Below are 24,766 nucleotides of genomic sequence, written 5' to 3'. Positions count from 1 at the left end.
GGCGTGGGCTCGGCCGGGGCGGGCGGGTTCTCGGCGGTCACGGCCGGCTTGTCCGGGTCCGGAAGGCCGTCCTTGAGCTTGGCGTTGATCTTGGCGAGGTCGTCTGGCTCGGGGTTCAGGTCCTTGGCGTGCTGCCACTGGAACTTGCCCTCGAGGCGGCGGCCGGTACGCCAGTAGGCGTCGCCGAGGTGGTCGTTGATGGTCGGGTCGCCGGGCTTGAGCTCGACGGCCTTCTCCAGCTCCCGCACCGCGTCGTCCCAGCGGCCGAGGCGGAAATAAGCCCAGCCGAGGCTGTCGATGATCATGCCGTCGCGCGGCGACAGCTCAACGGCCTGCTTCAGCATCTTGAAGCTGTCGTCGATGTTCATGTTCCGGTCGACCCAGGAATAGGCGAGGTAGTTCAGCACCTGGGCGCGGGCATTCGGCTGCGTCGGCGAGATCAGCCCGAGGGCCTTCTTGAGGTCGGCCTCGGCCTTCTGCCATTCGCCGGCGCGCTCGTAGGCGGTGCCACGGAAGTAGAACAGCGACCAGTAGCCGGCTTCCTGCTCGGGCGTGATCAGCTTGATTGCGCGGCTGTAGGTCTCGGCGGCCTCGGCGAACTTCTTGCGCGAGCGCTGGACGTTGCCGAGTGCCGAGATCACCTCGACGTTGTCGGGATGCGCCTTCTGGACGGCGTCGAGGTGCTGGATCGCCTCGTCGCCCTTGCCCATCTGCTCGAGATTGAGGCCGATCTGGATGTCGGCATTGAGCTTCAGCGGCGAAGAGGCGGGGATCTGCGCGTAGGCCTCGTTGGAGCGTTCGGCCTGCTTCATGCGGTCGAGGGCGTCGGCCAGCGTCAGGCGGGCGACGCCGTGCTCGGGATTGAGGTAGAGGGCGAGGCGCAGATAGACCACGGCCGGCAACTCGTCGCCCTGAGTCGAGCCGGCGGCGCCGAGTCCGTACAGCACCTCGGAGGCGCCGTCCTGAGCGGAGCCGACCAGCTGGGCGAGGGGCTTGCCGGCCTTCAGCTTGTCGAGGGCGTCGGTGACGATCGGGTGACGCGGCAGCACCTTGTCGAAGTCGGTATAGGCCTGGATCGCAAGATCGGTGCGCCCCTGGGCGGCCTCGAAGCGGGCATACCCATCCACGATGCGCAGCGTGTTGTGGTCGGCGTCATAGGCGGCCTTGAGGCGACGCTCCGCCTCGGCCTTGTCGCCGACGAGGTTGGCGATCAAGCCGGCATGGTAATCGCGGAACACGTTGAAGTAGCGCTCGCCGCGCAGCTTGTTCACGGTGTCGAGGGCGCGCTTGCCGTCGTTGGCGCCGGCATAGGCCCAGGCGGTGAGCAGCGTCGCCGTGAGGTCCGCGGCAGCACCCTTGCCGCTGCGGCCGAAGCTCTGGCGCGCAGCGGCGTACTGACCGGCCTTGAGCTGGCGTACGCCGAGCGAGAGCTGCGCGAGCCCGCTCGCGCCGTCGCGGGTCGAAAGACGTTCTGCCGCACGAAAGGCGTCGGTCATCGAGCCGTCTGCGAGCAACGACACGAAGGCGCGCTCCAACAGCTCGGCGTTGCGCGGATCGCCCTTCACTGCCTCGCGATAGTAGTTCGCGGCGGCCGTCGTGTCCTTCGAGGCGCCGGCGATGTAGGCGGAGAGAAAATTGCCTTCGAGGGACTCGGCCGGCTCGTATTCGGAGAGCGGCGCGGATTCACGCGGCTGCGCGGCGAGCGCCGGGAGGCCGAGCGTCACCGAGGAGGCAAGGAGAAGGGCGAGCGCCGGAAGGGTCCGGCAGCGGGCGGCATTTCCGTTCATGGTCACCAGTCACGGCTCCTTCGCGTCCGGCAAAACGGCCGGCGCCGATGTGGCGGGGGACACTAATCCCTTCCGCCATCTCCGCAAGCCATGCGCGAACGGCGAAAGGATGGCGCGGCAGGCACCGCGCCAATCACGATCCCGCGCCTCTCATGTCCGCAGCCGAAAGCTTCGGCTCCTGCGGTCATCGCCCGTCGGCAAGCGCGACTGCGCGCCGCCGCCCGTGCAGCGGACAGCCCTTCGGGCGTCAGCCGTAAGCGCGGCTGGCATCAGAGATTCGTATAGTTCGGCCCGCCCGGCCCCTCCGGCGTCTCCCAGTTGATGTTCTGGTTCGGATCCTTGATGTCGCAGGTCTTGCAGTGGACGCAGTTCTGGGCGTTGATCTGGAAGCGCACGCCGTCGCTGGCGGTGGCATCCTGCACCCATTCGTAGACGCCGGCCGGGCAGTAGCAGCCGGAGGGGCCGCCGAACACGTCGTGTTCGGAGGTCTTCTGCAGGGCCATGTCCTTGACCTTGAGATGGACCGGCTGGTCCTCCTCGTGGTTGGTGTTGGACAGGTACACCGATGAGAGCCGATCGAAGGTGATCTTGCCGTCCGGCTTCGGGTACTTGATTGGCTCGACCTCGGAGATGGGCTTGAGGCAGGCATAGTCCGGCCTGCCGTGCTTCAGCGTGCCGAAAACCGAAGCGTTCAGTAGCGAGTTGGTCCAGAGGTCGAGGCCGCCGAGACCGACGCCGATCATGGTGCCGTAGCGCGACCAGAGCGGCTTCATGTTGCGCACCGGCTTGAGGTCGCGGCCGATCTCGCTGTCGCGCCAGCCCTGGTCGTAGACCGAAAGTTCGTCGCCCTGGCGGCCGGCCTGGAGCGCGGCGGCGATGGCCTCCGCCGCCTGGATGCCGGAATGGATCGCGTTGTGCGAGCCCTTGATGCGCGGCACGTTCACGAAGCCGGCTGAATCGCCGACGAGGCAGCCGCCGGGGAACACGAGCTTCGGCACCGACTGCCAGCCGCCCTCCATGATCGCGCGGGCGCCGTAGCCGATGCGCTTGGCGCCCTCGAACACGTCGCGGATCATCGGGTGCGTCTTGAAGCGCTGGAATTCCTCGAACGGCGAGAGCGTCGGGTTCTCGTAGTTCAGGTGCGTGACGAAGCCGACCGAGAGCAGGTTGTCGTCGAAATGGTAGAGCCAGGAGCCGCCGCCGGCCTTGTTCGGCAGCGGCCAGCCCATGGTGTGCTGCACCAGTCCCGGCTCGAACTTGTCATCTTTGAGCTGCCAGAGTTCCTTGACGCCGAGGCCGTATTTCTGGTGGTCGCTGTCCTTGTTGAGCTTGAACCGGTCGATCAAGGTCTTGGTGAGCGAGCCGCGTGCGCCCTCGCCGAACACGACGTACTTGCCCTTCAGTTCCATGCCTCGGGTGAAGTCGTCACGCGGCTCGCCGCCGCGCGCGATGCCGAGATCGCCGGTGGCGACGCCCGTGACGACGCCCTTGTCGTCGTACAGCACCTCCGAGGCCGGGAAGCCCGGATAGATCTCGACGCCGAGCGCCTCGGCCTGGGCCCCGAGATACTTCGTCATGTTCGAGAGCGAGCCGACGAAGTTGCCGTGGTTCGACATCATCTTCGGGAAGAACGCGTTCGGCATCTTGAGGCCGCTGCCGGCCGTCAGGAACATGAACTCGTCGCGCTGGACGGCGGTCTTCAGGGGGCGCTCGGGATCGTCGCGCCACTCGGGCAGCAGCTTGTCGAGACCGGACGGGTCGACAACGGCGCCGGACAGGATGTGCGCGCCGACCTCGGAGCCCTTCTCGACGACGACGACGTTGATCTCCTCGCCCTTCTCGGCGGAGATCTGCTTAAGGCGGATCGCGGTCGCGAGGCCGGCCGGCCCTGCGCCGACGACCACGACGTCGAAGTCCATGCCCTCGCGTTCCGGCAACGCCATCCTGTTTCCTCCAAGGCCTCGTTAAGCGCCCGCAAGCCTTGCCGGCTGTGCCGGGGGGCAGGCGCGTATGCTCAAGATGTCTCTCAACCCATTCCAAACTAGGAACGCAAGTCGCCTCTGGTAGAAGACACATCCCCGCCGTGACCGCGGGTAGCGATGAAACCTCCCGATGGACGAGCGCGAGAAGCCGTTGTCCACAGCCGCGAACCGCGCCACATCAGACCCATGACGTTCACCGGCCCGGGCCATGACGACCTGATCGCGCTCCTCGACTTCCACGTGGAATCGGGGGTGGACATCGCGCTGGACGAAGCGCCGCACGACCGTTTTGCGGAGGTGGATGCGCCGCCGCCGATCCGCGAGACGCCGATCGCGCTACGCCGCGAGGCCCCTGTGGATGACGGGCCCGCGCCTCGGCGCGAACCGCTGCGCGGCCACGAACCGCCACCCGAGCCGAAGCCGGCGGCTCCCCGGACCTTCGGCGGGTCGGCCTCCGCCAAGCCCGAGGAAGCCGCGGTCGACGCGCGGGCGAAGGCGGCGGTGACGGGCTCGCTGGAGGAACTGGAAGCGCTGCTGCGCGACTTCGAAGGTTGCGGCTTGCGCTTCACCGCGAAGAACCTCGTGTTCGCCGACGGCAATCCGGCGGCGCGGGTGATGTTCGTGGGCGAGGCGCCGGGCGCCGACGAGGATCGCATCGGCAAGCCGTTCATGGGGCGGTCCGGCCAGCTTCTCGACCGGATGATGGCCGCGATCGGCCTCGACCGATCGAGCGCCTACATCGCCAACATCGTGCCGTGGCGCCCGCCGGGGAACCGTAACCCGACGCCGCAGGAGGTCGCGATCTGCCGGCCCTTCGTCGAGCGGCAGATTGCGCTGGCCGATCCGGAAATCCTGGTCTGCCTCGGCGCACCCTCGACGCAGACGCTGACGGGTACGAAGGACGGCATCCTGAAAGCGCGCGGCCGCTTCTATCCCTACCGCCTGCCGGACGGGCGCGAGATCCGGGCGCTGGCGACGTTGCACCCGGCCTACCTGCTGCGGCAGCCGGTGCAGAAACGGTTGGCCTGGCGTGATTTCCGGGCGTTGAAGGCGGCGCTCGACGGGGTGAAGTGATACGCTGCCGGCCTTGAAGCGGAACCGTACTTTTCCGCCGATCATTCTGTAGGGCAGACGCCGGCCTCGCCCCGGCGCAGGTACGGGACGAGACGACGATGCGTTGGGAAGATTTCCGCAGTTCGGACAACGTCGAGGATCGCCGTGGCGAAGGCGGCGGCGGCGGCATGGGCTTTCCCGGCGGCGGGGCCGGCGGCCTCGGCATCGGCACCATCGTGATCCTGTGCATCATCGGATGGGTCACGGGCATCAACCCGGCCGTCCTGATCGGCGGCTATTCGCAGGTCACCGGCGGCGGTGGCGGCCAGCGCGAGGAGCGGGCCGACCCGGATACGCAGGCGAAGCGCCGGCAGGCCCCCACGGACCAATCCGGAAAGTTCGCCGCCGCAATCCTCGGCAACACCGAGGACGTCTGGAAAGAGGTCCTGCCGAACCAGACGGGCAAGCAGTACACCACCACGACCATGGTGCTCTACCAGGGCGGCACCCGCTCGGGCTGCGGCGATGCGCGCGCGGCGATGGGGCCGTTCTACTGCCCGCTCGACAAGAAGGTCTATCTCGACACGGGCTTCTTCAAGGAGATGGAGCAGAAGTTCAAGGTGAAGGGTGACTTCGCCTATGCCTACGTCATCGCCCACGAGGTCGGCCACCACGTCCAGGACGTGCTCGGCATCCTCGGGAAGGTCCAGGGCCGACAGCAGGCCGCGGGCGGCAACACGCCGGAGGCGAACAAGCTCTCCGTGCGCGTCGAGCTGATGGCCGATTGCCTCGCCGGCGTCTGGGCCAAGAACTCGAACGACAAGTGGAACGCTCTCGAACCGGGCGACATCCAGGAAGCCATGAACGCCGCCAGCGCCATCGGCGACGACAAGCTGCAGGAGCAGGCCCAGGGCTACGCCGTGCCCGACTCGTTCACGCACGGCTCGTCGGAGCAGCGGATGCGCTGGTTCATGACGGGCTACAAGAGTGGGCAGACGAAGAGTTGCGATACGTTCCGGGCGGCGCGGGGGTGAGGGTCTTTCTCCCAAATCGGGGGAAGAGGAGGGCTGTCGGTCACTCCACCCGCGCCCAACCCTGCGGCATCAGCCGTTCCTGAGGCCTGAACCGCGCCTTGTAATCCATCTTCCGCGAACCCTCGACCCAGTAGCCGAGATAGAGATACGGCAGGCCCATCTCCTGCGCCCGGCGGATATGGTCGAGGATCATGAAAGTGCCGAGGGATCGCGCGGCCTCGTCCGGGTCGTAGAACGAATAGACCATCGACAGGCCGTCTGAGAGCACGTCGGTCAGGCAGACGGCGACCGGGCCGCCACGGCCGCGGCCGTTGATGGCGGTATCAGGGCCGCGGCGCTTGTAGACCACGAGATGCGTGTCGACGTGGCTGTCCTCGATCATCATCGCGTAATCGAGCACGGTCATGTCGACCATGCCGCCGTCGCCGTGGCGGGCGTCGAGGTAGCGGCGAAACAGGGCGTATTGCTCGGAGGCCGGGCGGTTCGATTCCGGTGTGCCGATCAGGTCGGCGTTGCGCTGCAGGATGCGCTTCTGGCTGCCGGTCGGCTGGAAGGCGTCCACGATCACCCGCACGGAGATGCAGGCGCGGCAGGTCTCGCAGGCCGGGCGGTAGGCGATGGTCTGCGAACGACGGAAGCCGCCCTGCGTCAGGATCTCGTTCAGATCGCGCGCACGGCGCCCGACGAGATGCGTGAACACCTTCCGCTCCTCCTGCCCCTCGAGATAGGGGCAGGGCGAGGGGGCCGTGAGGTAGAATTGCGGTGTGTCGCGCGGATGACTCGTCACGCCGATCGATGCCTGGGTCAGCCGGAGCAGGCGCCGGTGCCGCCCTCGTCCAAGTGTAGCGCCATCCCCGTGTCGCTCAATGGACTTCGTGACGCGCCGCGCAACTTTGGGCCAGCAAAATCCGGGCCTCGCTCAGCCCCGCACCACCGCGAGCCCGAGGATGACGTCATGGCCGAGGCGGCGGTCGGGCCGCAGCAAGCCGAACACGACGTCGACGCACCAGAGCAGGAACGTCGAGATCGCCACGTAGAACAGCAGCGCGTGGATCGCCGCCGTCAGCATGTCGACGCGCGTGCCGCTCTCCGGCGCCACCACACGCAGGCCGAGCATCCGCATGCCCCAGGTGCTCTGTCTGGCTCCGCCGACGGTGATCGCGCTGTAGATGATGCCGCTCGCCGGAAGGACTGCGAAGAGCGTCCAGCCGAAGCCGAAGGTCAGCACGCCGATCACTGCGATGGCCGTGGCGAGGATCGCCGTGAACAGAAAAATGAAGGCGATGTCGAACAGGTAGGCGACGCAGCGCCCGCCGAGGCTCGCCCGGACGTAGGGGACCGGCGGCAACGCGCCGGGATAGCCGGCGGTGTCGTAGCGTTCCGCGTAACCGGGCTGAGGATTCGACATGGCCAGGGCTCCCGGGAGGAAGAATGGTGCCGTCATGACATGGGAACCGCCTCGGGCGGTGCCAAGACTTGAGCGGTGCCAAGAGTAGGCGGTGCCAAGAGTAGGCCGGTGCCAAGGGTAGAATCAGTCAGCGCCCGCCGGGATCGGCGGAAGCCGCCTCCGGCGTGTCGAGATAATAGTGCCGGAGCAGATAGACCGAGGCACCGTTGACCGGACCCGACTCGGTCGTGATCGCCTCGAGGCTCGATCCCGGACCGAAGCTGCAGACGATCCAGCGCGCCTTGGCAGCCGCACCGGGGCTGCCGGCCGTGCGGTAGTCGACACGGACGCTGTCCGGCCCCGGACCGGTGCCGATACGCATCAGCGAAACCGTCGACCCGTCCGGCGCGATGGCCGGCACGGCACGGCGGCAGACCGTCGCCCGGCGCTCGTCGAGGCTGTTGCCGCAGGCTGCGAGGGCCGAGAGCAGGGCGACGGCGACAGCCGTTCGCAGCACCCCCATCCGATCCCTACGCACCGGCGCGCAGGCGCTCCGCCACGCGCACGGCATAGTAGGTCAGTACGCCGTCGGCACCGGCGCGCTTGAAGGCGAGGAGGCTCTCGGTCATGGCGCGCTCGCCGTCGAGCCAGCCGTTGCGGGCGGCCGCCTCGATCATCGCGTACTCGCCGGACACCTGATAGGCGAAGGTCGGCACGCCGAACTCGTCCTTCACCCGGCGGATGATGTCGAGATAGGGCATGCCCGGCTTCACCATGACGGAATCCGCCCCCTCGGCGAGGTCGAGGGCGACTTCGCGCAGCGCCTCGAGGCCGTTGCCCGGATCCATCTGGTAGGTGCGCTTGTCGCCGACCAGCGCCGCCTTGGTGCCGATGGCATCGCGGAACGGGCCATAGAAGGCGCTCGCATATTTCGCGGCGTAGGCCATGATCTGGACGTCGCGATAGCCGGCCCGGTCGAGGCCGGTGCGGATCGCGCCGACACGGCCGTCCATCATGTCGGAGGGCGCGATGATGTCGGTGCCGGCCTCCGCCTGGATCAGGCTCTGTTCGACCAGCAGCGCCACGGTCTCGTCGTTCAGGATGGCGCCGTCCTGGATCAGGCCGTCATGCCCGTGGCTGGTATAGGGGTCGAGCGCCACGTCGGTCATGATACCGATCTCGGGCACCGCCTTCTTTACAGCCCGCACCGCACGGCAGACGAGGTTTTCGCAATTCAGGGCTTCCGAGCCCGTCGGATCCCGAAGCGCCGGGTCGGTGTAGGGAAACAGCGAGATCGCGGGGATGCCGAGGCGGGCGGCCATCTCGGCGTCGCGCACGACCTCGTCGACGCTGCGGCGCTCGACGCCCGGCATGGATGCAATCGGCTCGCGCCGGCCCTGGCCCTCGATCACGAAGAGCGGCCAGATCAGGTCGTCGACGCCGAGCGTATGCTCGCGCACGAGCCGGCGCGACCAGTCGGCCTTGCGGTTGCGGCGCGGGCGCTGGGTGAGGCTCAGCGCGCTCGCACCGGGCGCCGCCTCGCGGGCGGTCTCGACGGCGAGCGGACGCGGTTCGTTCGACATCGGGAAACGGCTCCGGAGACGGGCTCGACGCTTGCGGGCGCTGTGCGTGGACGAGCGCCCTAGCACATCCGGAATCCCTCTAAAAACCGCGGTCCGATCATTTCGGCGTTTCGAAGCCGCGCCGGCGCGTTCGTGTGGGGACGATCGCAAGCTGGCCGTGGTGATGTCTCTGCCCATCCGGTATCACGCCGAGCGGGCTTTAGGGCCGAGGTTCACCTTGACGCAGTGGGGCCCCGTCCCCTATAGGCTCGCGCCTTCCACTGGACTCCGCTGGACTTCATCGAATTCACGCGCGGGTTTTTCGGGTCGACGGTCCAGGCCGCTCTTCTCGTAAAACCAACCGGCGCGTTTCATGTTCGCGGAACGATACGGGATACACGTCATGTCGCGCCGCTGCGAACTCACGGGCAAAGCCGTGCAGGTCGGCCACCTCGTCAGCCACTCGAACCACAAGACCAAGTGCCGGTTCCTGCCGAACCTGTGCAACGTCACGCTCACGTCGGACGCGCTGAACCGCCGCGTTCGCCTGCGCGTCACCGCCCATGCGCTCCGCTCGGTCGAGCACCGCGGCGGCCTCGACGCCTTCCTCGTGAAGGCTCGCGAGATCGAGCTGTCGCAGACCGCGAAGCTCCTCAAGCGCGAAATCCAGAAGAAGCTCGGCGAGACCGCCGCCGCTGAGCCGGTCGCCGCCTGATCCAGGCATGCTGCGGCCCTGCCGTCGGCGTGATCCTTTCAGGACTTGATGTCGACAGCCGCCGAGTGCCCCGCGCATCGGCGGCTTCGCCATGTCTGGAATGATCGATGACCGCGCTCACGCTCGTCGTTCCGATCTTCGGCCTCGTGGTCATCGGCTGGTTCGCCGCGATCACCGGCCTGCTCTCCGAGCGCGTCAGCGAGGGCCTCTCGGAATACGTCTTCGCCATCGCGGTGCCGGCGCTGATCGTCGCGACGCTGACGCGGCCGGGCATGAGCGGCGAGATCGCCTGGGGCTACTGGTTCAGCTACTTCGGCGGCGCCGCGATCGCCTGGGGCGCCGGCTCGCTCATCGGCATACGCCGCGAGGGCGTCGAGCGGCGCGGCGCGATCCTGCACGGCTTTGCAGCGAGTCAGTCGAACACGATCTTCGTCGGCGTGCCGATGATCCTGCAGGCCTATGGCGAAGCCGGGGCCTTCCCGCTCTTCATGCTGCTCGCGGTGCACCTGCCGCTGATGATGGGCGCGGCCACCTTTCTGATCGAATCGGACGGCGAACGCTCACTCGTCCAACGGCTCAAAGGCCTCGGCCTCGTGCTGGTGAAGAATCCGATCTTTCTGGCGCTCGCCTTCGGCATGGCCCTGAAGATCGCCGGCGTCGCCCCCGCCGGCATGGCCAAAGCGCTCGTCGACGATCTCGGCGGCACGGCCTCGACCTGCGCCCTGATCGCGCTCGGCGCCGGACTGACCCGCTACCGCGTGCTGCACGATCTCCCGGGCGCAAGCGTCATCGCGGCCCTGAAGCTCGGGCTGCACCCGTTCGCCGTCTGGGTGCTGGCCTTCCACGTCTTCACGATGCCGCCGGCCTATGCCGGCGTCGCGGTGCTGTTCGCGGCCATGCCCGTGGGGATCAACGCCTACCTGCTCGCGGCGCGCTACCGGACCGAGCAGGGACTGGTCGCGGCCTCCGTGCTGGTCTCGACGCTGGCGGCGGCGGTGACGACGATCGGGTGGTTGCTGGTGCTCGGGAAGAGCTGACGCCTACCGTCGCCCACCCGCAGCCCGCCGCGCAGGCCGACGCGGCGACGCCCCCCCTGCCGCGTCCTCCTCGAACAGCTCCGCCAGCTTCTCCGTCATCGCGCCACCGAGCTCTTCGGCGTCGATGATCGTCACCGCACGCCGATAATACCGCGTCACGTCGTGGCCGATACCGATCGCCATGAGCTCCACGGGGGAGCGAGTCTCGATCTCCTCGATCATCCAGCGCAGGTGGCGTTCGAGGTAATTGCCGGGGTTGACCGACAGGGTCGAGTCGTCGACAGGAGCGCCGTCAGAAATCACCATCAGGATCTTCCGCTGCTCGGGGCGACCGAGCAGGCGCTTATGGGCCCAATCGAGAGCCTCGCCGTCGATGTTCTCCTTGAGCAGCCCCTCACGCATCATCAGCCCGAGATTCTTGCGGGCCCGGCGCCAGGGAGCGTCAGCGCTCTTGTAGATGATGTGGCGCAGGTCGTTCAGGCGGCCCGGGGAGGGCGGCTTGCCGCCGGCGAGCCAGGCCTCGCGAGACTGCCCACCCTTCCAGGCACGGGTGGTGAAGCCCAGAATCTCGACCTTGACGCCGCAGCGCTCGAGCGTGCGGGCGAGGATGTCGGCACAGGTCGCGGCGACCGTGATTGGCCGGCCGCGCATCGAGCCTGAATTGTCGAGCAGAAGCGTCACCACCGTATCGCGAAAGTTCGTGTCCTTCTCCTGCTTGAAGGAGAGCGGCTGGAACGGATCGGTGACGACGCGCACGAGCCGGGCCGGATCGAGCTGGCCCTCTTCGAGGTCGAAGTCCCAGGCGCGGTTCTGCTGTGCGAGGAGCCGCCGCTGCAGGCGGTTGGCGAGGCGTCCCACCACGCCCTGGAGGTGCGCGAGCTGCTTGTCGAGATAGGTGCGCAGCCGCGAGAGTTCGTCGGCGTCGCAGAGATCTTCCGCGTCGATCTCCTCGTCGAAGCGCGGATTGTAGACCTTGTATTCCGGGCCGCGCAGCTCGTTGGCGCGCGGGCCGGGGGGACGCATGGATTCGGAGGCCTGCTCCGACTCGGAATCCTCGGCATCGTCCGGCAACTCGCCCGAGGGTGCGTCGGCGTCCTCGGTGGAGCCGTCCTCCATCTCGTCGGAGGACTGGTCGGTGACCTCGACCTCGGCGCGGTCGCCCTGCGACTGCTCCTCGGCCTCACCCTCGCTCGGCTGCTGCTCGTCGTCTTGGGCTTCGGCGTCGTCCTCGCTGTCGTCGTCCTCGGGGTCGAACGGCGTCTCGTCCGCCATGTCGAGGGAGGTCAGCAGGTCGCGCACCGAACGGGCAAAGGCGCGCTGGTTCTCCAACGAGCTCATCAGCCCGTCGAGGTTCGGTCCCGCGCGCTCCTCGATATGCTCGCGCCAGAGCTCGACGATCTTGCGGGCCGCAGCCGGCGGGCGCTGGCCGGTGAGGCGTTCGCGCACCATCAGGGCGACCGCATCCTCCATCGGGGCGTCGGCCCGATCGGTGATGTCCTCGTACTTGCCGCCGCGGTGGTAGCGGTCCTCCAGCATCGCCGTGATGTTGGAGGCGACGCCAGCCATGCGGCGCGAGCCGATCGCCTCGACGCGGGCTTGCTCGACGGCGTCGAACACCGCACGGGCGGAGGCGTTCTCGGGCGCCAGACGCCGGTGCACGGCGACATCGTGGCAGCCGAGGCGCAGCGCCATGGAATCCGAGTGGCCGCGCAGGATCGCCACGTCCTCGACGGACAGCTTGCGCGCCGGCTCCGGCAGGCGGGCCTTGTCGCCGAGCAGAGCCGGGCGGTCGCTGGCGTAGGTGACCTCGATCTCCGAACGCCGCGCGATCGCCCGCAGGCACCCGGCCACGGAGCGCTTGAGCGGCTCCGCGACGGGCTCACGACGGTCGGCGGCCTTGCCGCGGTTGGGAATGGCCATGACTCAGCCCTCGCCGTCGAGCGCGAACGGCCGGTTCAGAATATCGTCCCAAGTATAGGGACAGGCGGCGGGCAGCGTATCGATCTTGCGCCTCATCTCGCGTGCGGCTCGCAAACGGCCAAGCCGGAACGCGTTCTTTACGGCCTCGTCCCTGCGGGACTTCAGGCCCGGATTCTTGGAGAGCTGGATATCAACCCGAACGCGGTGCTCGGCGATGCTCAAGGTCCAACTTCGGCTGCGCTTCTCGGGCTGATGATCCCACTTCAGCATGTGCAGGACGACGAGTTCGAGGGCGCTCTGAAGCCGGAAGTATTGCTCCGCGCCCACGTCGCTCAGTTCCTCCGCCACGTTCTCGAAATCGATCTCCTCGAAGCGCTTGGCACGGAGGAGCGCGACCTGTTCCCCGACCCAAGTATAAAGGTCGTCCTCATACGGGGTCGGGCGCGGGCGCTTCTCCGTCCGTGCCACGCGCTTCGAGGGCTTCAGGGCCGTATCGGACATAGCTCCTCGCGCGTGCCTATCAGCTCAGCTCAACGCAACGTTCACCGCGCTCTCCGGCAGTTCCTTGCCGAAGGCACGCTGGTAGAACTCGGCGACGAGCGGGCGCTCCAGCTCGTCGCACTTGTTCAGGAAGGTGACGCGGAAGGCGAAGCCGATATCCTTGAAGATGTCGGCGTTCTCGGCCCAGGTGATCACCGTGCGCGGGCTCATCACCGTCGACAGGTCGCCGTTGACGAAGGCGTTGCGGGTCAGGTCGGCCACGCGCACCATGCGGTTGACGAGGTCGCGGCCCTGCTCGTTGCGATAGTGGACCGCCTTCGACAGCACGATCTCGACCTCGCGGTCGTGCGGCAGGTAATTCAGCGTCGTGACGATCGACCAGCGGTCCATCTGGCCCTGATTGATCTGCTGCGTGCCGTGATAGAGGCCCGAGGTGTCGCCGAGGCCGACCGTGTTGGCGGTGGCGAAGAGGCGGAAGGCGGGGTGCGGGCGGATCACGCGCTTCTGGTCGAGCAGCGTCAGCCGGCCCGAGACTTCGAGCACGCGCTGGATCACGAACATCACGTCGGGGCGGCCGGCGTCGTACTCGTCGAAGACGAGGGCGACGTTGTTCTGCAGCGCCCAGGGCAGGATGCCATCCTGGAAGGCGGTGACCTGCTTGCCGTCCTGCAGGACGATAGCGTCCTTGCCGACGAGGTCGATGCGCGAGATGTGGCTGTCGAGGTTCACCCGGACGCAGGGCCAGTTCAGCCGCGAGGCGACCTGCTCGATGTGGGTCGACTTGCCGGTGCCGTGATAGCCGGTGACCATGACGCGGCGGTTGCGGGCGAAGCCGGCCAGGATCGAGAGCGTGGTCTCGCGGTCGAAGATGTAATCCTCGTCGCGGTCCGGCACATGCTCCTCGGCCTTGGCGAAAGCCGGCACCTTGAGGTCGAGGTCGATGCCGAAGGCCTCGCGGACGGAGACTTCCCGATCGGGGAGCGAGGCGTACGTGTCGTCAGAAAGCATGAAAGGCCTCTTTGGGGCGCGGGCGTCGGCGAAAGCTCGCCAGCGCACGCGTCCGCATCTGTTCGTTGACATCCGCCCGGCTCCGGGGAGAGCCGCTGGATGGACGGGCTGCAGACGTCATCCTTAGTCGCCGCTCCCGGCGGACGCCAAGGGGTCGGGCAGGATATAGTCCCCCGCGCGCCGATTGCCGCCCCTGCGCGGTCGCATCCTTCATGCCGTGAACGCGCAGGGGCGGCGCGTCTCAGCAGAGGTTGGCCGCACGCAGCACGTCGTGAGCCCGGATGATGTCGCGCAGGCGGTCCTCGAAGGAACGGTCGCCGCCATTCGCGTCGGGGTGGAAGCGCTTCACCAGGGTCTTGTACTGCGCCTTGATCGCGGCGGTATCGGCGGTGTCGTCGAGGCCGAGCACGTCGAGCGCCTTGCGGGCGGCCGGCGAGAGACGCGGCCGCATCGGCTCGGGCGGCGCACGGCGCTCCTTGCCGGCGACGCCGGCCGCGCGCAGCACGCCCAACGGGTCGGCATAGGCCCAGTCGCGCTCGGTCTCGGGCTTCTTGCCCTCGGCGGGACGGCCGCCGGTGCCCATGGCCCAGGTCGGGCGATGGCCGATCACGGCGTCCTTCTGGAAGGCCTGGACGGCGTCGTCGTTCATGCCGTCGAAGTAGTTGTAGGAGGCGTTGTAGGCCCGCACGTGGTCGATGCAAAAGCGGTGGTACTGCCCCTCGTGCTTGCGGCCCTTGGGCGCGCGATAGAGCCCCGCATGGGTGCAGCCGGGCACCTCGCAGAGCGCATCGCCCGTCGCGGTCTGCCCGGCGCTCGCCTTGCTCGATCCTTTGCCGCGGCCCTTCGCGGAGCCCGTCTTCGGCTCGTCGCAGGTCGGCTTGATGCGGATGCTGTCGAACAGCGGCGAGTTGAGATCCATGACGACGCGATTATGAGGGGACGGACCGGAGACACAAGCCCGGCGGGCCTGATGACGCATGCAGGGTTTCGGGGTTGACGCTCCGACCCTCCCGCCGGCCCCGAAACAGGTGGAGACGACGATGACCGGGCAGGGCACATTGAAGGATTGGATCGGGCAGACGCTGCAGGCGGAGCTCACACCGAGCTTCCTCGACGTCGTCGACGAGTCCCACCTCCACGCCGGCCATTCCGGCGCCCGGCCGGAGGGCGAGACGCATTTCCGGTTGGATGTCGTCTCGGCGGCCTTCGAGGGCAAGAGCCGGGTCGAGCGCCACCGCCTCGTCAACGGCGCCCTTGCGCCGGCCTTCGAGCGCGGCCTGCACGCACTGGCGCTCAAGGCCCGCACGCCGGCCGAGGCGGGCTGAACCCGTCCGATGGCGCTCCAATGCACGCCACAGATCGCCATCGACGAGGGTGAGCTCGAAGAAAATTTCGTGCGCGCCTCGGGGCCGGGCGGGCAGAACGTCAACAAGGTCGCGAGCGCGGTTCAGCTCCGCTTCGACGTGCGGCGCTCACCTTCGCTGCCGAACCCCGTCGCCCTGCGGCTGATGAAGCTCGCCGGCCGGCGGCTGACCGACGACGGCGTGATCGTGATCGATGCCCGCCAGCACCGAACCCAGGAGCGAAACCGGGCCGATGCCCGCGAGCGCCTCGCGGCACTGGTCGCGGAGGCGGCGGTGCCGCCAAAGCCCCGTCGTCCGACGAAGCCGACGCTGGCCTCGAAGACGCGCCGGCTCGAAAGCAAGAGCCGGCGCGGTGCGGTCAAACGCCTGCGCGGAGACGCAGGCAGCGATTGAGGCTCAGCGCGTCGTCGGCGGCGAGTCGGGATGCGCGTCGGGCTGCGGCGCGTTATCGCTGGACACGTACTTGCTGCCCGGCAGTGCCAGCGTCAGGCCAAGGGACACGACCGCGAGAAACGCCGCAAAACCCGCGGGAAACAGGAACGCGGACTCGCCGTAGAGGTGGTGCAGGAAGCCGCCGCCGATCGCGCCGCCGGTGAGGCCGGCCCAGAGCGGCGCCTGAAGCCAGAACGAGGGCGCCGGCTCGTGCAGGAGCATGTTGGCGAGGCCCGCGCCGAAGCGCACCACCGTGCCGGTGACGTAGGTCAGCGCCAAGCTGCGGCCGGCCTCGTCCTGCAGCGTCGCGTTCTGGATGCCCAGCGCCAGCACGATCGGATAGGCGTGGAGCGGGAAGGCGTCTAAACCGACCGGCACGTACAGGCCGACGGCGAACAGGCCCGCTTGAATGATCAGCAGCGTGGACAGCCGCCAGCGGCCGGACCAGGCGGCGATCAGCGTGCCGAGGAAGGCGCCGAAGCAGAACATCGCGATGACGCTGCCGAAGCGCGTCGTGCCGGTCCAGTCGAAGCTCGACACCGAGACGCCGAAGCGCGTGGTGTTGCCGCTCATGAACGACATGAAGAGCTGGGAGAATTCGAGGAAGCCGATCGAATCTGCAGTACCCGCCAGGGTTGCAAGAGCGACGGCGAATGGGATCCGTGTCGTCGCACTGGCAGGAAAGGCCTTCTCCGACATTCAACTCCTCCGATGAGCTCTGCTTCACTTGGCTAAAGCCAAGCTTGTACCGGCTGCGGCCAAGCCTGCAAACGGCAGATGGCGGCGATGGGTTCACCGCCAAAAATAAAACTTCTGCGGGATGATGCAGCCGCGGTCGATCGTGCACAACCTGGCGCTAGCAGGGTTTGCGCAGGACTGCGATCCGTCCCGGCACATTCTGCCCCCGCTCCTGCCGCACGGCCGCCGGCGGCATCGCCGCAAGAGCGAGGCCAGTGCCCTCCACCGCCGCGCGTAGATGGGCATCGCCGTGGGCGTAGCGGCCATCCGATCCGAGAACGACGCCCGCGCCCTCATGCGACTGCACCGAGACGAGAGCGAGCGCGCCCGGCTGAAGGACCCGGCCGATGCCGGCGAAGACCGGACGCAGGTCCGGCAGGTAGATCAGAACGTCGGCCGCGACGACGAGATCGGTGCTTCCGCGCGGCTGCCCGGCGAGAAAGGCCGTCAGCTCGCCCTCGACCACGCGCGCATAGAATCCGCTGCGTTCGGCCAGCGCGAGCATGGCGGGGGAGAGGTCGATTCCGGTCAGGTGACCGACCCGGCCTGCGAGCGCCCTGCCCATCAGCCCGGTGCCGCAGCCGAGATCGAGCCCGGTCGCGAAGCCGTCCGGCGCGTCGGGCAGCGCGTCGAGCGCCGCCACGATCAGTTCGGGTCCGCGATAGCCGAGAGCGCCGACGAGGTGGCGCTCGAAGCGCGGCGCGTAACCGTCGAACAGCGCCCGCACATAAGCCGGCGTGATCGCGGCGAGCGCGTCGCCCGTGCCGAGGCCGGCGAGATGAAGACGCGCGCCGAGAGAGTCGTCGGGGTCGATGTCGAGGGCGCAGGCATAGGCCGTGCGGGCAGCCTGCTCGTCGGCCGGCTCCGTCGACGTCACGAAGCGGGCCTCCCGCGCCCGTCCCAGCAGGAACCAGGCCGGCGCGTAGAGCGGCACGAGTTCCAATGCCTGCTCGGCCATCTCGACGGCCGCCTGCGCGTCGCCCTCGGCAAGGCAGTCGCGCGCATAGGCGAAGCGGCGGTCGGCGAGGATGTCGCCGGAGGAATGCTGGCGGGACATGTGTCGGGTACGGGGTGCTGAGCGTGTGGCGCCCCCTATATGCGCCCCGATGCCGATCAGCGCCTCCGAATTGCTCACCCTGACGCGGGAGGGCCTGTATTGCCCGCTCGGGCGCTTCCACGTCGACCCGACCTGGCCGGTGGAGCGCGCGCTCATCACCCACGGCCATGCCGACCATGCCCGCTCGGGCCACACCCACGTGCTCGCCACACCCGAGACCCTCCGGATCATGGCCGTGCGCTACGGCGCAGATTTCTGCGAGACCCGGCAGGAGGCTCGCCTGGGCGAGGCCATGCAGATCGGTGACGTCACCGTGCGGTTCGCACCGGCCGGGCACGTCCTGGGTTCGGCGCAGATCGCCATCGAGAAGGACGGCAAACGGATCGTGGTCTCGGGCGACTACAAGCGCGCGCCGGACCCGACCTGCCTGCCCTTCGAGGTGGTGCCCTGCGACGTCTTCATCACCGAGGCGACCTTCGGGCTGCCGGTGTTCACGCACCCCGATACGCGCGGTGAGGTCCGCAAGCTGATCGACTCGGTCGCCCTGTTTCCCGAACGCGCCCACATCGTCGGCGCCTACGCACTCGGCAAGGCGCAGCGGGTGATGGCGCTGTTGCGGGAGGAGGGCTGGGACCGGCCGATCCACCTGCACGGCGCGATGGAAAAGCTGACCGAACTCTACAAGCAGGAAGGCATCGACCTCGGCGAAACGCCGAAGGTCGCCGCCGCCGAGCGAAAAGATCTGCACGGCGCCATCGTGATCTGCCCGCCCTCCTCGATCCAGGACGTCTGGTCGCGAAAGTTTCCAGACCCCGTCACGGCCTTCGCCTCGGGCTGGATGCGGGTGCGCGCCCGCGCCCGCCAGAAGGGCGTCGAGCTACCGCTGGTCATCTCCGACCATTCCGACTGGCCCGACCTCTGCCGCACCATCCGCGAGACCGGCGCAGAGGAGGTCTGGGTGACGCACGGACAGGAGGACGCGCTGGTGCATTGGTGCGGCACGGAAGGGATCAAGGCGAAACCGCTGCACCTGCTGGGTTATGGCGACGACGGCGAGGCCGAGCCCGATCCGGCGCAAGGCGCCGAGACCGCCGAGGCCTCGGCATGAACCGCTTCGCCCACCTTCTCGACCGCCTCGCCTACGAGCCGGGCCGCAACGCCAAGCTGCGCCTGCTGCAGGACTTTTTCGCGAGCACGCCGGACCCGGAGCGCGGCTGGGCGCTCGCCGCGATGACCGGCGGGCTGACGTTTCGCGAGGCGAAGGCCGGCATGATCCGCGGGCTGGTCGAAGAGCGGATCGACCCGGTGCTGTTCCGGCTGTCGCACAACTACGTGGGCGATCTGGCGGAGACGGTGGCGCTGATCTGGCCGGGGCCGGAAGGGCCTCCCCCCTCTCCCCGCACGCGGGGAGAGGGTCGCGACGACCTTGTCGTCGGCGCGACCAGCCCGAAGGGCGAAGGTGAGGGGGCTTCGCCGGAGGAGGCACTTTCGGATGCGCCCCCTCACCGTCGCCTGCCGGCTCGCTCTGCCGACGACAAAGTCGGCAGAGCCCTCTCCCCACCAAAATCGGGCATGCCCGATTTTGGCAGGCAAGAGCAGATCTCGGACAAGCCCGAGATCTGGGCGGGGAGAGGAGACGCACACCCCGCGGGCGTTGGTTCACCAGGCCCCGGTCACAACAACCCACCCCCGCACGTCCCGACCCTCTCCGAAGTCGTCGAGACTCTGGCCACCACCGCGAAAAAAGACCTTCCCGGCCATCTCGCCGACTGGCTCGACGCCCTCGACGAGACCGGGCGCTGGGCGCTCTTGAAGCTCGTCACCGGCAACCTCCGCGTCGGCGTCTCGGCGCGGCTGGCCAAGACGGCGGTCGGGGCGCTGGGCGGCCACGAGGCGGATGCGGTGGAAGAGGTCTGGCACGGGCTGGAACCGCCCTATGCCGGGCTCTTTGCCTGGGTCGAGGGCCGCGCCGAGCGGCCGGAGACGCTCAACCCGGCGCCGTTCCGTCCGCCGATGCTCTCACACCCGATCGAGGACGAGGCCGACCTCGACAAACTCGACCCAGCCAATTTCTCGGCCGAGTGGAAGTGGGACGGCATCCGCGTGCAGCTCGCCGGAGGCCGTGACCGTGAGGGCCGGCACGTCGCCAAGGTCTATTCCCGCACCGGCGAAGACATCACCGGAGCATTCCCGGATCTCGCCGAGGCCGTGACCTTCGAGGGCGCGATCGACGGAGAGTTGCTGATTCTTCGCGAGAGCCGGGTGCAGAGCTTCAACGTGCTGCAGCAGCGGCTCAACCGGAAGGCGGTGACGCCGAAACTCCTGGAAGAGTTTCCGGCCCACGTCCGCGCGTACGATGTTTTTGGAAGCGACGGCGAGGACCTGCGCCCGCTGCCGTTCACGGAGCGGCGCGCCGCGCTGGAAAAACTCGTGAGGAAACTCGATCACGCGCGGATCGATCTCTCGCCGCTCGTACCCTTCGCGACCTGGGACGACCTCGCCGCGGCGCGGGCCGATCCGGCCTCGGCCGGGGCCGGCGCGGATGCGGACGCCATCGAGGGCGTGATGCTGAAACGCGTCGACAGCGCCTACCAGCCCGGCCGCCCCAAGGGCCCGTGGTGGAAGTGGAAGCGCGAGCCCTTCGTCGTCGACGCGGTGATGATGTACGCGCAGCGCGGGCACGGAAAGCGCTCGTCCTTCTATTCGGACTACACCTTCGGCTGCTGGCGCGCGGGCGCGGACGGCGCGGAAGAGCTCGTGCCGGTCGGGAAAGCCTATCACGGCTTCACCGATGCCGAGCTGCAAAAGCTCGACCGCTACGTCCGCAACAACACCACCAAGCGCTTCGGCCCGGTGCGCGAGGTCGGCCATGGCCGCGAGGCCGGCCTCGTGCTGGAGATCGCCTTCGAGGGCGTCCAGCGCTCGACCCGACACAAGTCGGGCGTGGCCATGCGCTTCCCCCGCGTCAGTCGCATCCGCTGGGACAAGCCGCCCGCGGAGGCCGACCGGGTCGAGGCGCTGGAACGGATTCTGGAACGTGGCGAACGCGAGATCGCGCCGGGCGCGACGATGGAGACGAAGATATGAGGCAGGCGGGCAAGATCGGCGCGATCGAGGGTTTTGCGAGCGGCCCCGTGACCCGGCAGGCGAGCGCCCGGTTCACGGTCTCGACGCCGGGCCAGGGTTTCACGGACGTCACGAGCGCGGTCGCCGCCTTCGTGCGCGAGAGCGGCCTGCAGACCGGCCTCGTCACGGTGTTCTGCCGGCACACCTCGGCCTCCCTCACCATCCAGGAGAACGCCGACCCGGACGTGCAGACCGACCTGATGACGGCGCTGGACGGCCTCGCCCCGCGTCACGCGGGATACGTGCATGGGATGGAGGGGCCGGACGACATGCCGGCGCATATTCGGACGATGGTGACGGATTCGAGCGTGAGCATACCGCTGATCGACGGGCGGCTGGGGCTCGGGACATGGCAGGGGATCTACTTGATTGAGCACCGGGACCGGGGGCACCGGCGGGAGTTGTTGTTGAGCGTACTGGGAACCTGAATCGCAATCGTCATTGCTTCGCCGAGCCCGCAATGGCCAGATTCGAAGTGCGTTTCAGGCGCCGCCGGCCACGTACCGCGCAAACCCCTTCGCCCGCAGCGCGCATGCCGGGCACATCCCGCAGCCGTATCCCCAGGCGTGCCGCGCGCCGCGCTCGCCGAGATAGCAGGTGTGGCTGCCCTCCACGACGAGGTCGACCAGCGGCTTGCCGCCGAGGTCTTCGGCCAGCGCCCAGGTCGCGGCCTTGTCGAGCCACATCAGGGGGGTGTGGAGGACGAAGCGGCGCTGCATGCCGAGGTTGAGCGCGACCTGGAGCGCCTTGATGGTGTCGTCGCGGCAATCCGGGTAGCCGGAATAGTCGGTCTCGCACATGCCGCCGACGATGTGGCGCAGGCCCCGGCGATAGGCGAGGGCGGCGGCGAAGGTGAGGAAGACGAGGTTGCGGCCCGGCACGAAGGTGTTGGGCAGGCCGTCGGCCTCCATCGCGATCTCGGTCTCGCGGGTCAGCGCAGTGTCCGAGACCTCGCCGAGCGCCGCGAGATCGATGGTGTGGTCGCGGCCGAGCCGGCGCCACCAGGTCTGGTCGAGGCTCGTGAGGCCCTTGCGCAGGCCGGCGCGGCATTCGAGCTCGATGCGGTGGCGCTGGCCGTAATCGAAACCGAGGGTTTCGACGCGGGGGAAGCGGTCGAGCGCCCAGGCGAGGCAGGTCGCCGAATCCTGTCCGCCCGAGAACAGAACCAGCGCGCCGTCGTCAAAACCGTCAGTCGCCGTCATACTCCGCCCACGAAAGCGGCGTCTCGAACACCTTGACGGAGGAGAGGCCGGACAGCACCGGCTTGGTCTTATGCCAGATCCAGGCCGCGATGTGCTCGGCGGTGGGATTGGCGAGACCTTCGATCTCGTTGAGGCAGTGGTGGTCGAGCTGGTCGAGGATCGGCGCGAAGGCGCTCTCGACGTCGTAGAAGTCGATGACCCAGCCGCTGTCGCCGTCCACCGCACCGGAGACCTGCAGCTCGACGCGATAGGAATGCCCATGCATGCGGAAGCAGCGATGCGTCTGCGGCACGTTCGGCAGGCGGTGCGCCGCCTCGAAGGTGAAGGCCTGGGTGATCTTCATCGTGTCTCGTCCGGCGGCGCGACTCGATCGCGGCGACGCCTGGCATCTGAACTGAGCGACGAGCTTAGAGAAGGAAAATGGTGGAGCCTAACGGGATCGAACCGATGACCTCTTCCATGCCATGGAAGCGCTCTCCCAGCTGAGCTAAGGCCCCACTCTTTGCCGAAACGGTCTGGTATGTCCGTTTCGGTGGATCGCCCCGGCGGGAAGCCCGTCGGGGAGGGCGGTTCTATAAGCGGAGGGCCGGCGGAGACGCAAGCCCCTTTTCCGCTCTATTTTCCGACCCCGCCGCCTGTGCCTCGGCGGCAACAGGGCGGCCGGGTGTCAGCTGTCCTCGTCGTTGTCGCCGTCGTTCTCGACGAGATCCGACACGTCGTCGTCATCCTCCTCTTCGAGGAAGGTGTCGTCGTCGGTGCTGGTCGAAGACGAATCGTCGTCGTCGCCGTCATCGCCGTCGACCTTCGCATCGCTGTCCTCGCTCGCCTCGGCTTCGTCGAGGGAGACCACCTCCGGACGGCTCTCGTCCTCGTCTTCCTCGTCGTCATCCTTGCGGGACACGATCGGCGCGGCGACGCGGCCGCCGGCGGCCATCTGGAAGACCGTGCCGCATTTCGGGCAGGTCGCCGGATCGCGGGCGAGGTCGTAGAACTTCGCGCCGCAATTCATGCATTGGCGCTTGATACCGAGTTCCGGTCGGGCCACGGGCTGGAACCTCTGGAGGTCGTGTCGGGGGGAGCGCGGCCCCGTTAGTCGGCTCTGCCAAGCATGTCAAATATGCCTGCTCCGGCTGGAGAGATCGACACCGAGCCCTGCCGGTCCGGGCGGGATGTCCGGCGCGGATGACGGCGGCGCAGGCCCATGGTAACCGGCGCGGGTTCCGGGGCGCCGCGGCGGCCCGCATATCCCAGCAGAACCCCTCCCAGCCGAACCCCCGACGATTCCCGTGTCGCACGCCTCCGAGCCGCAGCCCGTCACCGCCTCGCCCGGAGCGCCGCTCCGCGGCACGCTGCGGCCGCCGGGCGACAAGTCGATCTCGCACCGCGCGATGATCTTGGGACTTCTCTCGATCGGCGAGACGCGGGTCGAAGGCCTGCTCGAAGGCGACGACGTCCTGCGCACGGCCGCCGCCTGCCGCCAGCTCGGCGCAGCCATGGAGCGCCTGGGCGACGGGCGCTGGGTGATCCGCGGCGTCGGCATCGGCGGCATGGGCGATCCGGCCGAAACGCTCGATTTCGGCAATGCCGGCACCGGCTCGCGCCTGATGATGGGCGTCGTCGGCGGTCAGCCGGTCACCGCGACCTTCGACGGCGACGCCTCTCTCCGCAAGCGCCCCATGCGCCGCATCCTCGATCCGCTCTTGAAGATGGGTACCGAGATCGTCAGCGAGGCCGAGGGCGGACGCGTTCCGCTGACCCTGCGCGGGCCGTCCGAGGCGATCCCGATCAGCTACGAGACGCCGGTTGCCTCGGCCCAGATCAAGTCGGCTGTGCTGTTCGCCGGGCTCAACGCACCGGGCGTCACCACCGTGATCGAGGCGGCCGCCACCCGCGACCACACCGAGCGGATGCTGCGCCTGTTCGGCGCCGAGGTCGCGGTGACGCCACACGGTCCCGACGGACACGGCCGCGCCATCGCGCTCACCGGTCAGCCGACCCTGCGCGGCACCGGTGTCGTCGTGCCGGCCGATCCGTCCTCGGCGGCGTTCCCCCTGGTAGCCGCCCTGATCGTGCCGGGCTCGGAGGTGACGATCCAGGGCGTGATGATGAACCCGCTGCGCACCGGCCTCATCGCCACGCTGATCGAGATGGGCGGCGATATCGAGCGCCTGAACGAGCGCGAGGAGGGCGGCGAGACCGTCGCGGACCTTCGCGTCCGCGCGAGCCGTCTCAGGGGCGTCGACGTGCCCCCGGAGCGGGCGCCGGCCATGATCGACGAGTATCCGGTGCTCGCCGTGGCCGCGGCCTTTGCCGAGGGCACCACGCGCATGAACGGCCTGCACGAGCTGCGGGTGAAGGAATCCGACCGGCTCGCCGCCGTCGCGGACGGGCTTGCCGCCAACGGCATCCCCCACAGGATCGAGGGCGAGGACCTGGTCGTCGCCGGCGACGGCACGGCCCCGCAGGGCGGCGGCACCGTGGCGACGCATCTCGATCACCGCATCGCCATGTCGTTCCTGGTGCTGGGCCTCGCCTCGCGAGACCCTGTTACGGTGGATGACGGCGCGATGATCGCGACGAGCTTCCCGAGCTTCACGCCGAGCATGCTTGCGCTCGGCGCCGCGATCTCGGAGTGACGTGCGTGCCGCTGGTCATCGCCATCGACGGGCCTGCCGCGTCCGGCAAGGGCACCCTCGCCAAGCGCCTCGCCCATCATTACGGGCTGCCGCATCTCGATACCGGGCTGCTCTACCGGGCGGTCGCCCTGCTGATGCTCGATGCCGGCGCGGACCTCGACGACGGCGGGGAGGCGGCCCGCACCGCCGCCCGCCTCGTCGCCGACCAGCTCGCCGACCCGCGCC

26 protein-coding genes and 1 tRNA gene are annotated in these 24,766 nt (G+C 68.5%); 11 read left to right on the top strand and 16 right to left on the bottom strand.

Annotated elements, in window-relative coordinates; all coding sequences use genetic code 11:
* On the bottom strand, positions 1–1,787 hold a 1,787-nt coding region (locus FV217_RS16715; protein WP_147818307.1), incomplete at its 3' end, for a tetratricopeptide repeat protein.
* 269 nt (positions 1,788–2,056) lie between these two features.
* Positions 2,057–3,730 carry an electron transfer flavoprotein-ubiquinone oxidoreductase gene (locus tag FV217_RS16710; protein WP_147818306.1) on the bottom strand — a complete coding sequence of 558 codons (1,674 nt, stop codon included), beginning with the start codon at positions 3,728–3,730 and terminating at the stop codon, positions 2,057–2,059.
* A gap of 225 nt (positions 3,731–3,955) precedes the next feature.
* On the opposite strand from FV217_RS16710, the gene FV217_RS16705 reads away from it, so the two are divergent.
* On the top strand, positions 3,956–4,843 hold the full coding sequence (locus FV217_RS16705) for a uracil-DNA glycosylase (protein ID WP_147818305.1): 888 nt from the start codon (positions 3,956–3,958) through the stop codon (positions 4,841–4,843).
* Between the two features lie 98 nt (positions 4,844–4,941).
* Complete coding sequence (locus tag FV217_RS16700; RefSeq protein ID WP_147818304.1) at positions 4,942–5,856, top strand: neutral zinc metallopeptidase; 915 nt, start codon at positions 4,942–4,944, stop codon at positions 5,854–5,856.
* Between the two features lie 40 nt (positions 5,857–5,896).
* Here FV217_RS16700 and FV217_RS16695 read toward each other — a convergent pair whose 3' ends face one another.
* The 4 genes from FV217_RS16695 to hemB form a co-directional block, all read right to left on the bottom strand.
* Positions 5,897–6,643, bottom strand: a complete 747-nt coding sequence (locus FV217_RS16695; protein ID WP_147818303.1) for an arginyltransferase — start codon at positions 6,641–6,643, stop codon at positions 5,897–5,899.
* Between the two features lie 132 nt (positions 6,644–6,775).
* Entirely contained in the window at positions 6,776–7,264 is a 489-nt protein-coding gene (locus FV217_RS16690; RefSeq protein WP_147818302.1) for an RDD family protein, read from the bottom strand.
* 127 nt (positions 7,265–7,391) lie between these two features.
* Positions 7,392–7,766, bottom strand: coding sequence for a hypothetical protein (locus tag FV217_RS16685; RefSeq protein ID WP_147818301.1), 375 nt, complete (start codon positions 7,764–7,766; stop codon positions 7,392–7,394).
* A 7-nt stretch (positions 7,767–7,773) separates the two neighbouring features.
* Entirely contained in the window at positions 7,774–8,826 is a 1,053-nt protein-coding gene (gene hemB / locus FV217_RS16680) for a porphobilinogen synthase (protein WP_147818300.1), read from the bottom strand.
* 382 nt (positions 8,827–9,208) lie between these two features.
* On the opposite strand from hemB, the gene rpmB reads away from it, so the two are divergent.
* Positions 9,209–9,520, top strand: a complete 312-nt coding sequence (gene rpmB / locus FV217_RS16675) for a 50S ribosomal protein L28 (protein ID WP_147818299.1) — start codon at positions 9,209–9,211, stop codon at positions 9,518–9,520.
* A gap of 107 nt (positions 9,521–9,627) precedes the next feature.
* Positions 9,628–10,557, top strand: a complete 930-nt coding sequence (locus tag FV217_RS16670) for an AEC family transporter (protein ID WP_147818298.1) — start codon at positions 9,628–9,630, stop codon at positions 10,555–10,557.
* Positions 10,558–10,560: 3 nt separating this feature from the next.
* On the opposite strand, the gene cobT is transcribed toward FV217_RS16670, so the two are convergent.
* From cobT to FV217_RS16650, 4 genes are all read right to left on the bottom strand, one after another.
* Complete coding sequence (cobT, locus tag FV217_RS16665) at positions 10,561–12,477, bottom strand: cobaltochelatase subunit CobT (protein WP_147818297.1); 1,917 nt, start codon at positions 12,475–12,477, stop codon at positions 10,561–10,563.
* A gap of 3 nt (positions 12,478–12,480) precedes the next feature.
* Positions 12,481–12,978, bottom strand: coding sequence for a DUF29 domain-containing protein (locus tag FV217_RS16660; RefSeq protein ID WP_147818296.1), 498 nt, complete (start codon positions 12,976–12,978; stop codon positions 12,481–12,483).
* A gap of 24 nt (positions 12,979–13,002) precedes the next feature.
* The gene (cobS, locus tag FV217_RS16655) at positions 13,003–13,986 is read right to left on the bottom strand and encodes a cobaltochelatase subunit CobS (protein WP_147818295.1); all 984 of its coding nucleotides are present in this window, start codon (positions 13,984–13,986) and stop codon (positions 13,003–13,005) included.
* 241 nt (positions 13,987–14,227) lie between these two features.
* Positions 14,228–14,905, bottom strand: coding sequence for a DnaJ domain-containing protein (locus tag FV217_RS16650; RefSeq protein WP_147818294.1), 678 nt, complete (start codon positions 14,903–14,905; stop codon positions 14,228–14,230).
* Between the two features lie 121 nt (positions 14,906–15,026).
* Here FV217_RS16650 and FV217_RS16645 point away from each other — a divergent pair, with 121 nt between their 5' ends.
* Positions 15,027–15,311 (top strand): BolA family protein, encoded by a 285-nt coding sequence (locus FV217_RS16645; RefSeq protein ID WP_147818293.1) that lies wholly within the window; start codon positions 15,027–15,029, stop codon positions 15,309–15,311.
* Positions 15,312–15,320: 9 nt separating this feature from the next.
* The gene (arfB, locus tag FV217_RS16640; protein ID WP_147818292.1) at positions 15,321–15,743 is read left to right on the top strand and encodes an alternative ribosome rescue aminoacyl-tRNA hydrolase ArfB; all 423 of its coding nucleotides are present in this window, start codon (positions 15,321–15,323) and stop codon (positions 15,741–15,743) included.
* A gap of 3 nt (positions 15,744–15,746) precedes the next feature.
* Here the strand turns inward: arfB and FV217_RS16635 are convergent, their stop codons facing one another.
* Together FV217_RS16635 and FV217_RS16630 are read right to left on the bottom strand one after the other, a co-directional pair.
* Complete coding sequence (locus FV217_RS16635; protein ID WP_147818291.1) at positions 15,747–16,481, bottom strand: YoaK family protein; 735 nt, start codon at positions 16,479–16,481, stop codon at positions 15,747–15,749.
* Positions 16,482–16,638: 157 nt separating this feature from the next.
* Positions 16,639–17,577: a methyltransferase domain-containing protein gene (locus FV217_RS16630; RefSeq protein WP_147818290.1), complete on the bottom strand. Its 939-nt coding sequence runs from the start codon at positions 17,575–17,577 to the stop codon at positions 16,639–16,641.
* 49 nt (positions 17,578–17,626) lie between these two features.
* Here FV217_RS16630 and FV217_RS16625 point away from each other — a divergent pair, with 49 nt between their 5' ends.
* Genes FV217_RS16625 through FV217_RS16615 form a run of 3 tightly spaced genes read left to right on the top strand, consistent with a single transcriptional unit; the run spans position 17,627 to position 21,131 of the window.
* Positions 17,627–18,685: a ligase-associated DNA damage response exonuclease gene (locus FV217_RS16625; RefSeq protein WP_147818289.1), complete on the top strand. Its 1,059-nt coding sequence runs from the start codon at positions 17,627–17,629 to the stop codon at positions 18,683–18,685.
* Positions 18,682–20,664, top strand: a complete 1,983-nt coding sequence (locus FV217_RS16620) for a cisplatin damage response ATP-dependent DNA ligase (protein WP_147818288.1) — start codon at positions 18,682–18,684, stop codon at positions 20,662–20,664. The genes FV217_RS16625 and FV217_RS16620 overlap by 4 nt, the downstream gene beginning before the upstream one ends.
* The gene (locus FV217_RS16615; RefSeq protein ID WP_147818287.1) at positions 20,661–21,131 is read left to right on the top strand and encodes a secondary thiamine-phosphate synthase enzyme YjbQ; all 471 of its coding nucleotides are present in this window, start codon (positions 20,661–20,663) and stop codon (positions 21,129–21,131) included. Before FV217_RS16620 ends, FV217_RS16615 begins: the two co-directional genes overlap by 4 nt.
* A gap of 54 nt (positions 21,132–21,185) precedes the next feature.
* Here the strand turns inward: FV217_RS16615 and queC are convergent, their stop codons facing one another.
* From queC to FV217_RS16595, 4 genes are all read right to left on the bottom strand, one after another.
* A complete protein-coding gene (gene queC / locus FV217_RS16610; RefSeq protein ID WP_147818286.1) occupies positions 21,186–21,905 on the bottom strand; it encodes a 7-cyano-7-deazaguanine synthase QueC in 720 nt (239 codons plus the stop codon).
* Complete coding sequence (queD, locus tag FV217_RS16605; protein WP_147818285.1) at positions 21,892–22,248, bottom strand: 6-carboxytetrahydropterin synthase QueD; 357 nt, start codon at positions 22,246–22,248, stop codon at positions 21,892–21,894. Before queD ends, queC begins: the two co-directional genes overlap by 14 nt.
* Before the next feature lie 78 nt (positions 22,249–22,326).
* Positions 22,327–22,402, bottom strand: a tRNA-Ala gene (locus FV217_RS16600).
* A 170-nt stretch (positions 22,403–22,572) separates the two neighbouring features.
* Positions 22,573–22,950, bottom strand: coding sequence for a TIGR02300 family protein (locus FV217_RS16595; protein WP_147818284.1), 378 nt, complete (start codon positions 22,948–22,950; stop codon positions 22,573–22,575).
* Positions 22,951–23,191: 241 nt separating this feature from the next.
* Between FV217_RS16595 and aroA the strand changes: the two genes are divergently transcribed.
* Both aroA and FV217_RS16585 read left to right on the top strand, forming a co-directional pair.
* Positions 23,192–24,541 carry a 3-phosphoshikimate 1-carboxyvinyltransferase gene (gene aroA, locus FV217_RS16590; RefSeq protein WP_147818283.1) on the top strand — a complete coding sequence of 450 codons (1,350 nt, stop codon included), beginning with the start codon at positions 23,192–23,194 and terminating at the stop codon, positions 24,539–24,541.
* A 5-nt stretch (positions 24,542–24,546) separates the two neighbouring features.
* A partial coding sequence (locus tag FV217_RS16585) for a nucleoside monophosphate kinase (RefSeq protein ID WP_147818282.1) occupies positions 24,547–24,766 on the top strand: 220 nt, incomplete at its 3' end.

Source organism: Methylobacterium sp. WL9, from assembly GCF_008040035.1.
GTDB lineage: Bacteria > Pseudomonadota > Alphaproteobacteria > Rhizobiales > Beijerinckiaceae > Methylobacterium > Methylobacterium thuringiense.
This window is presented reverse-complemented; position numbering and strand designations above follow the sequence as displayed.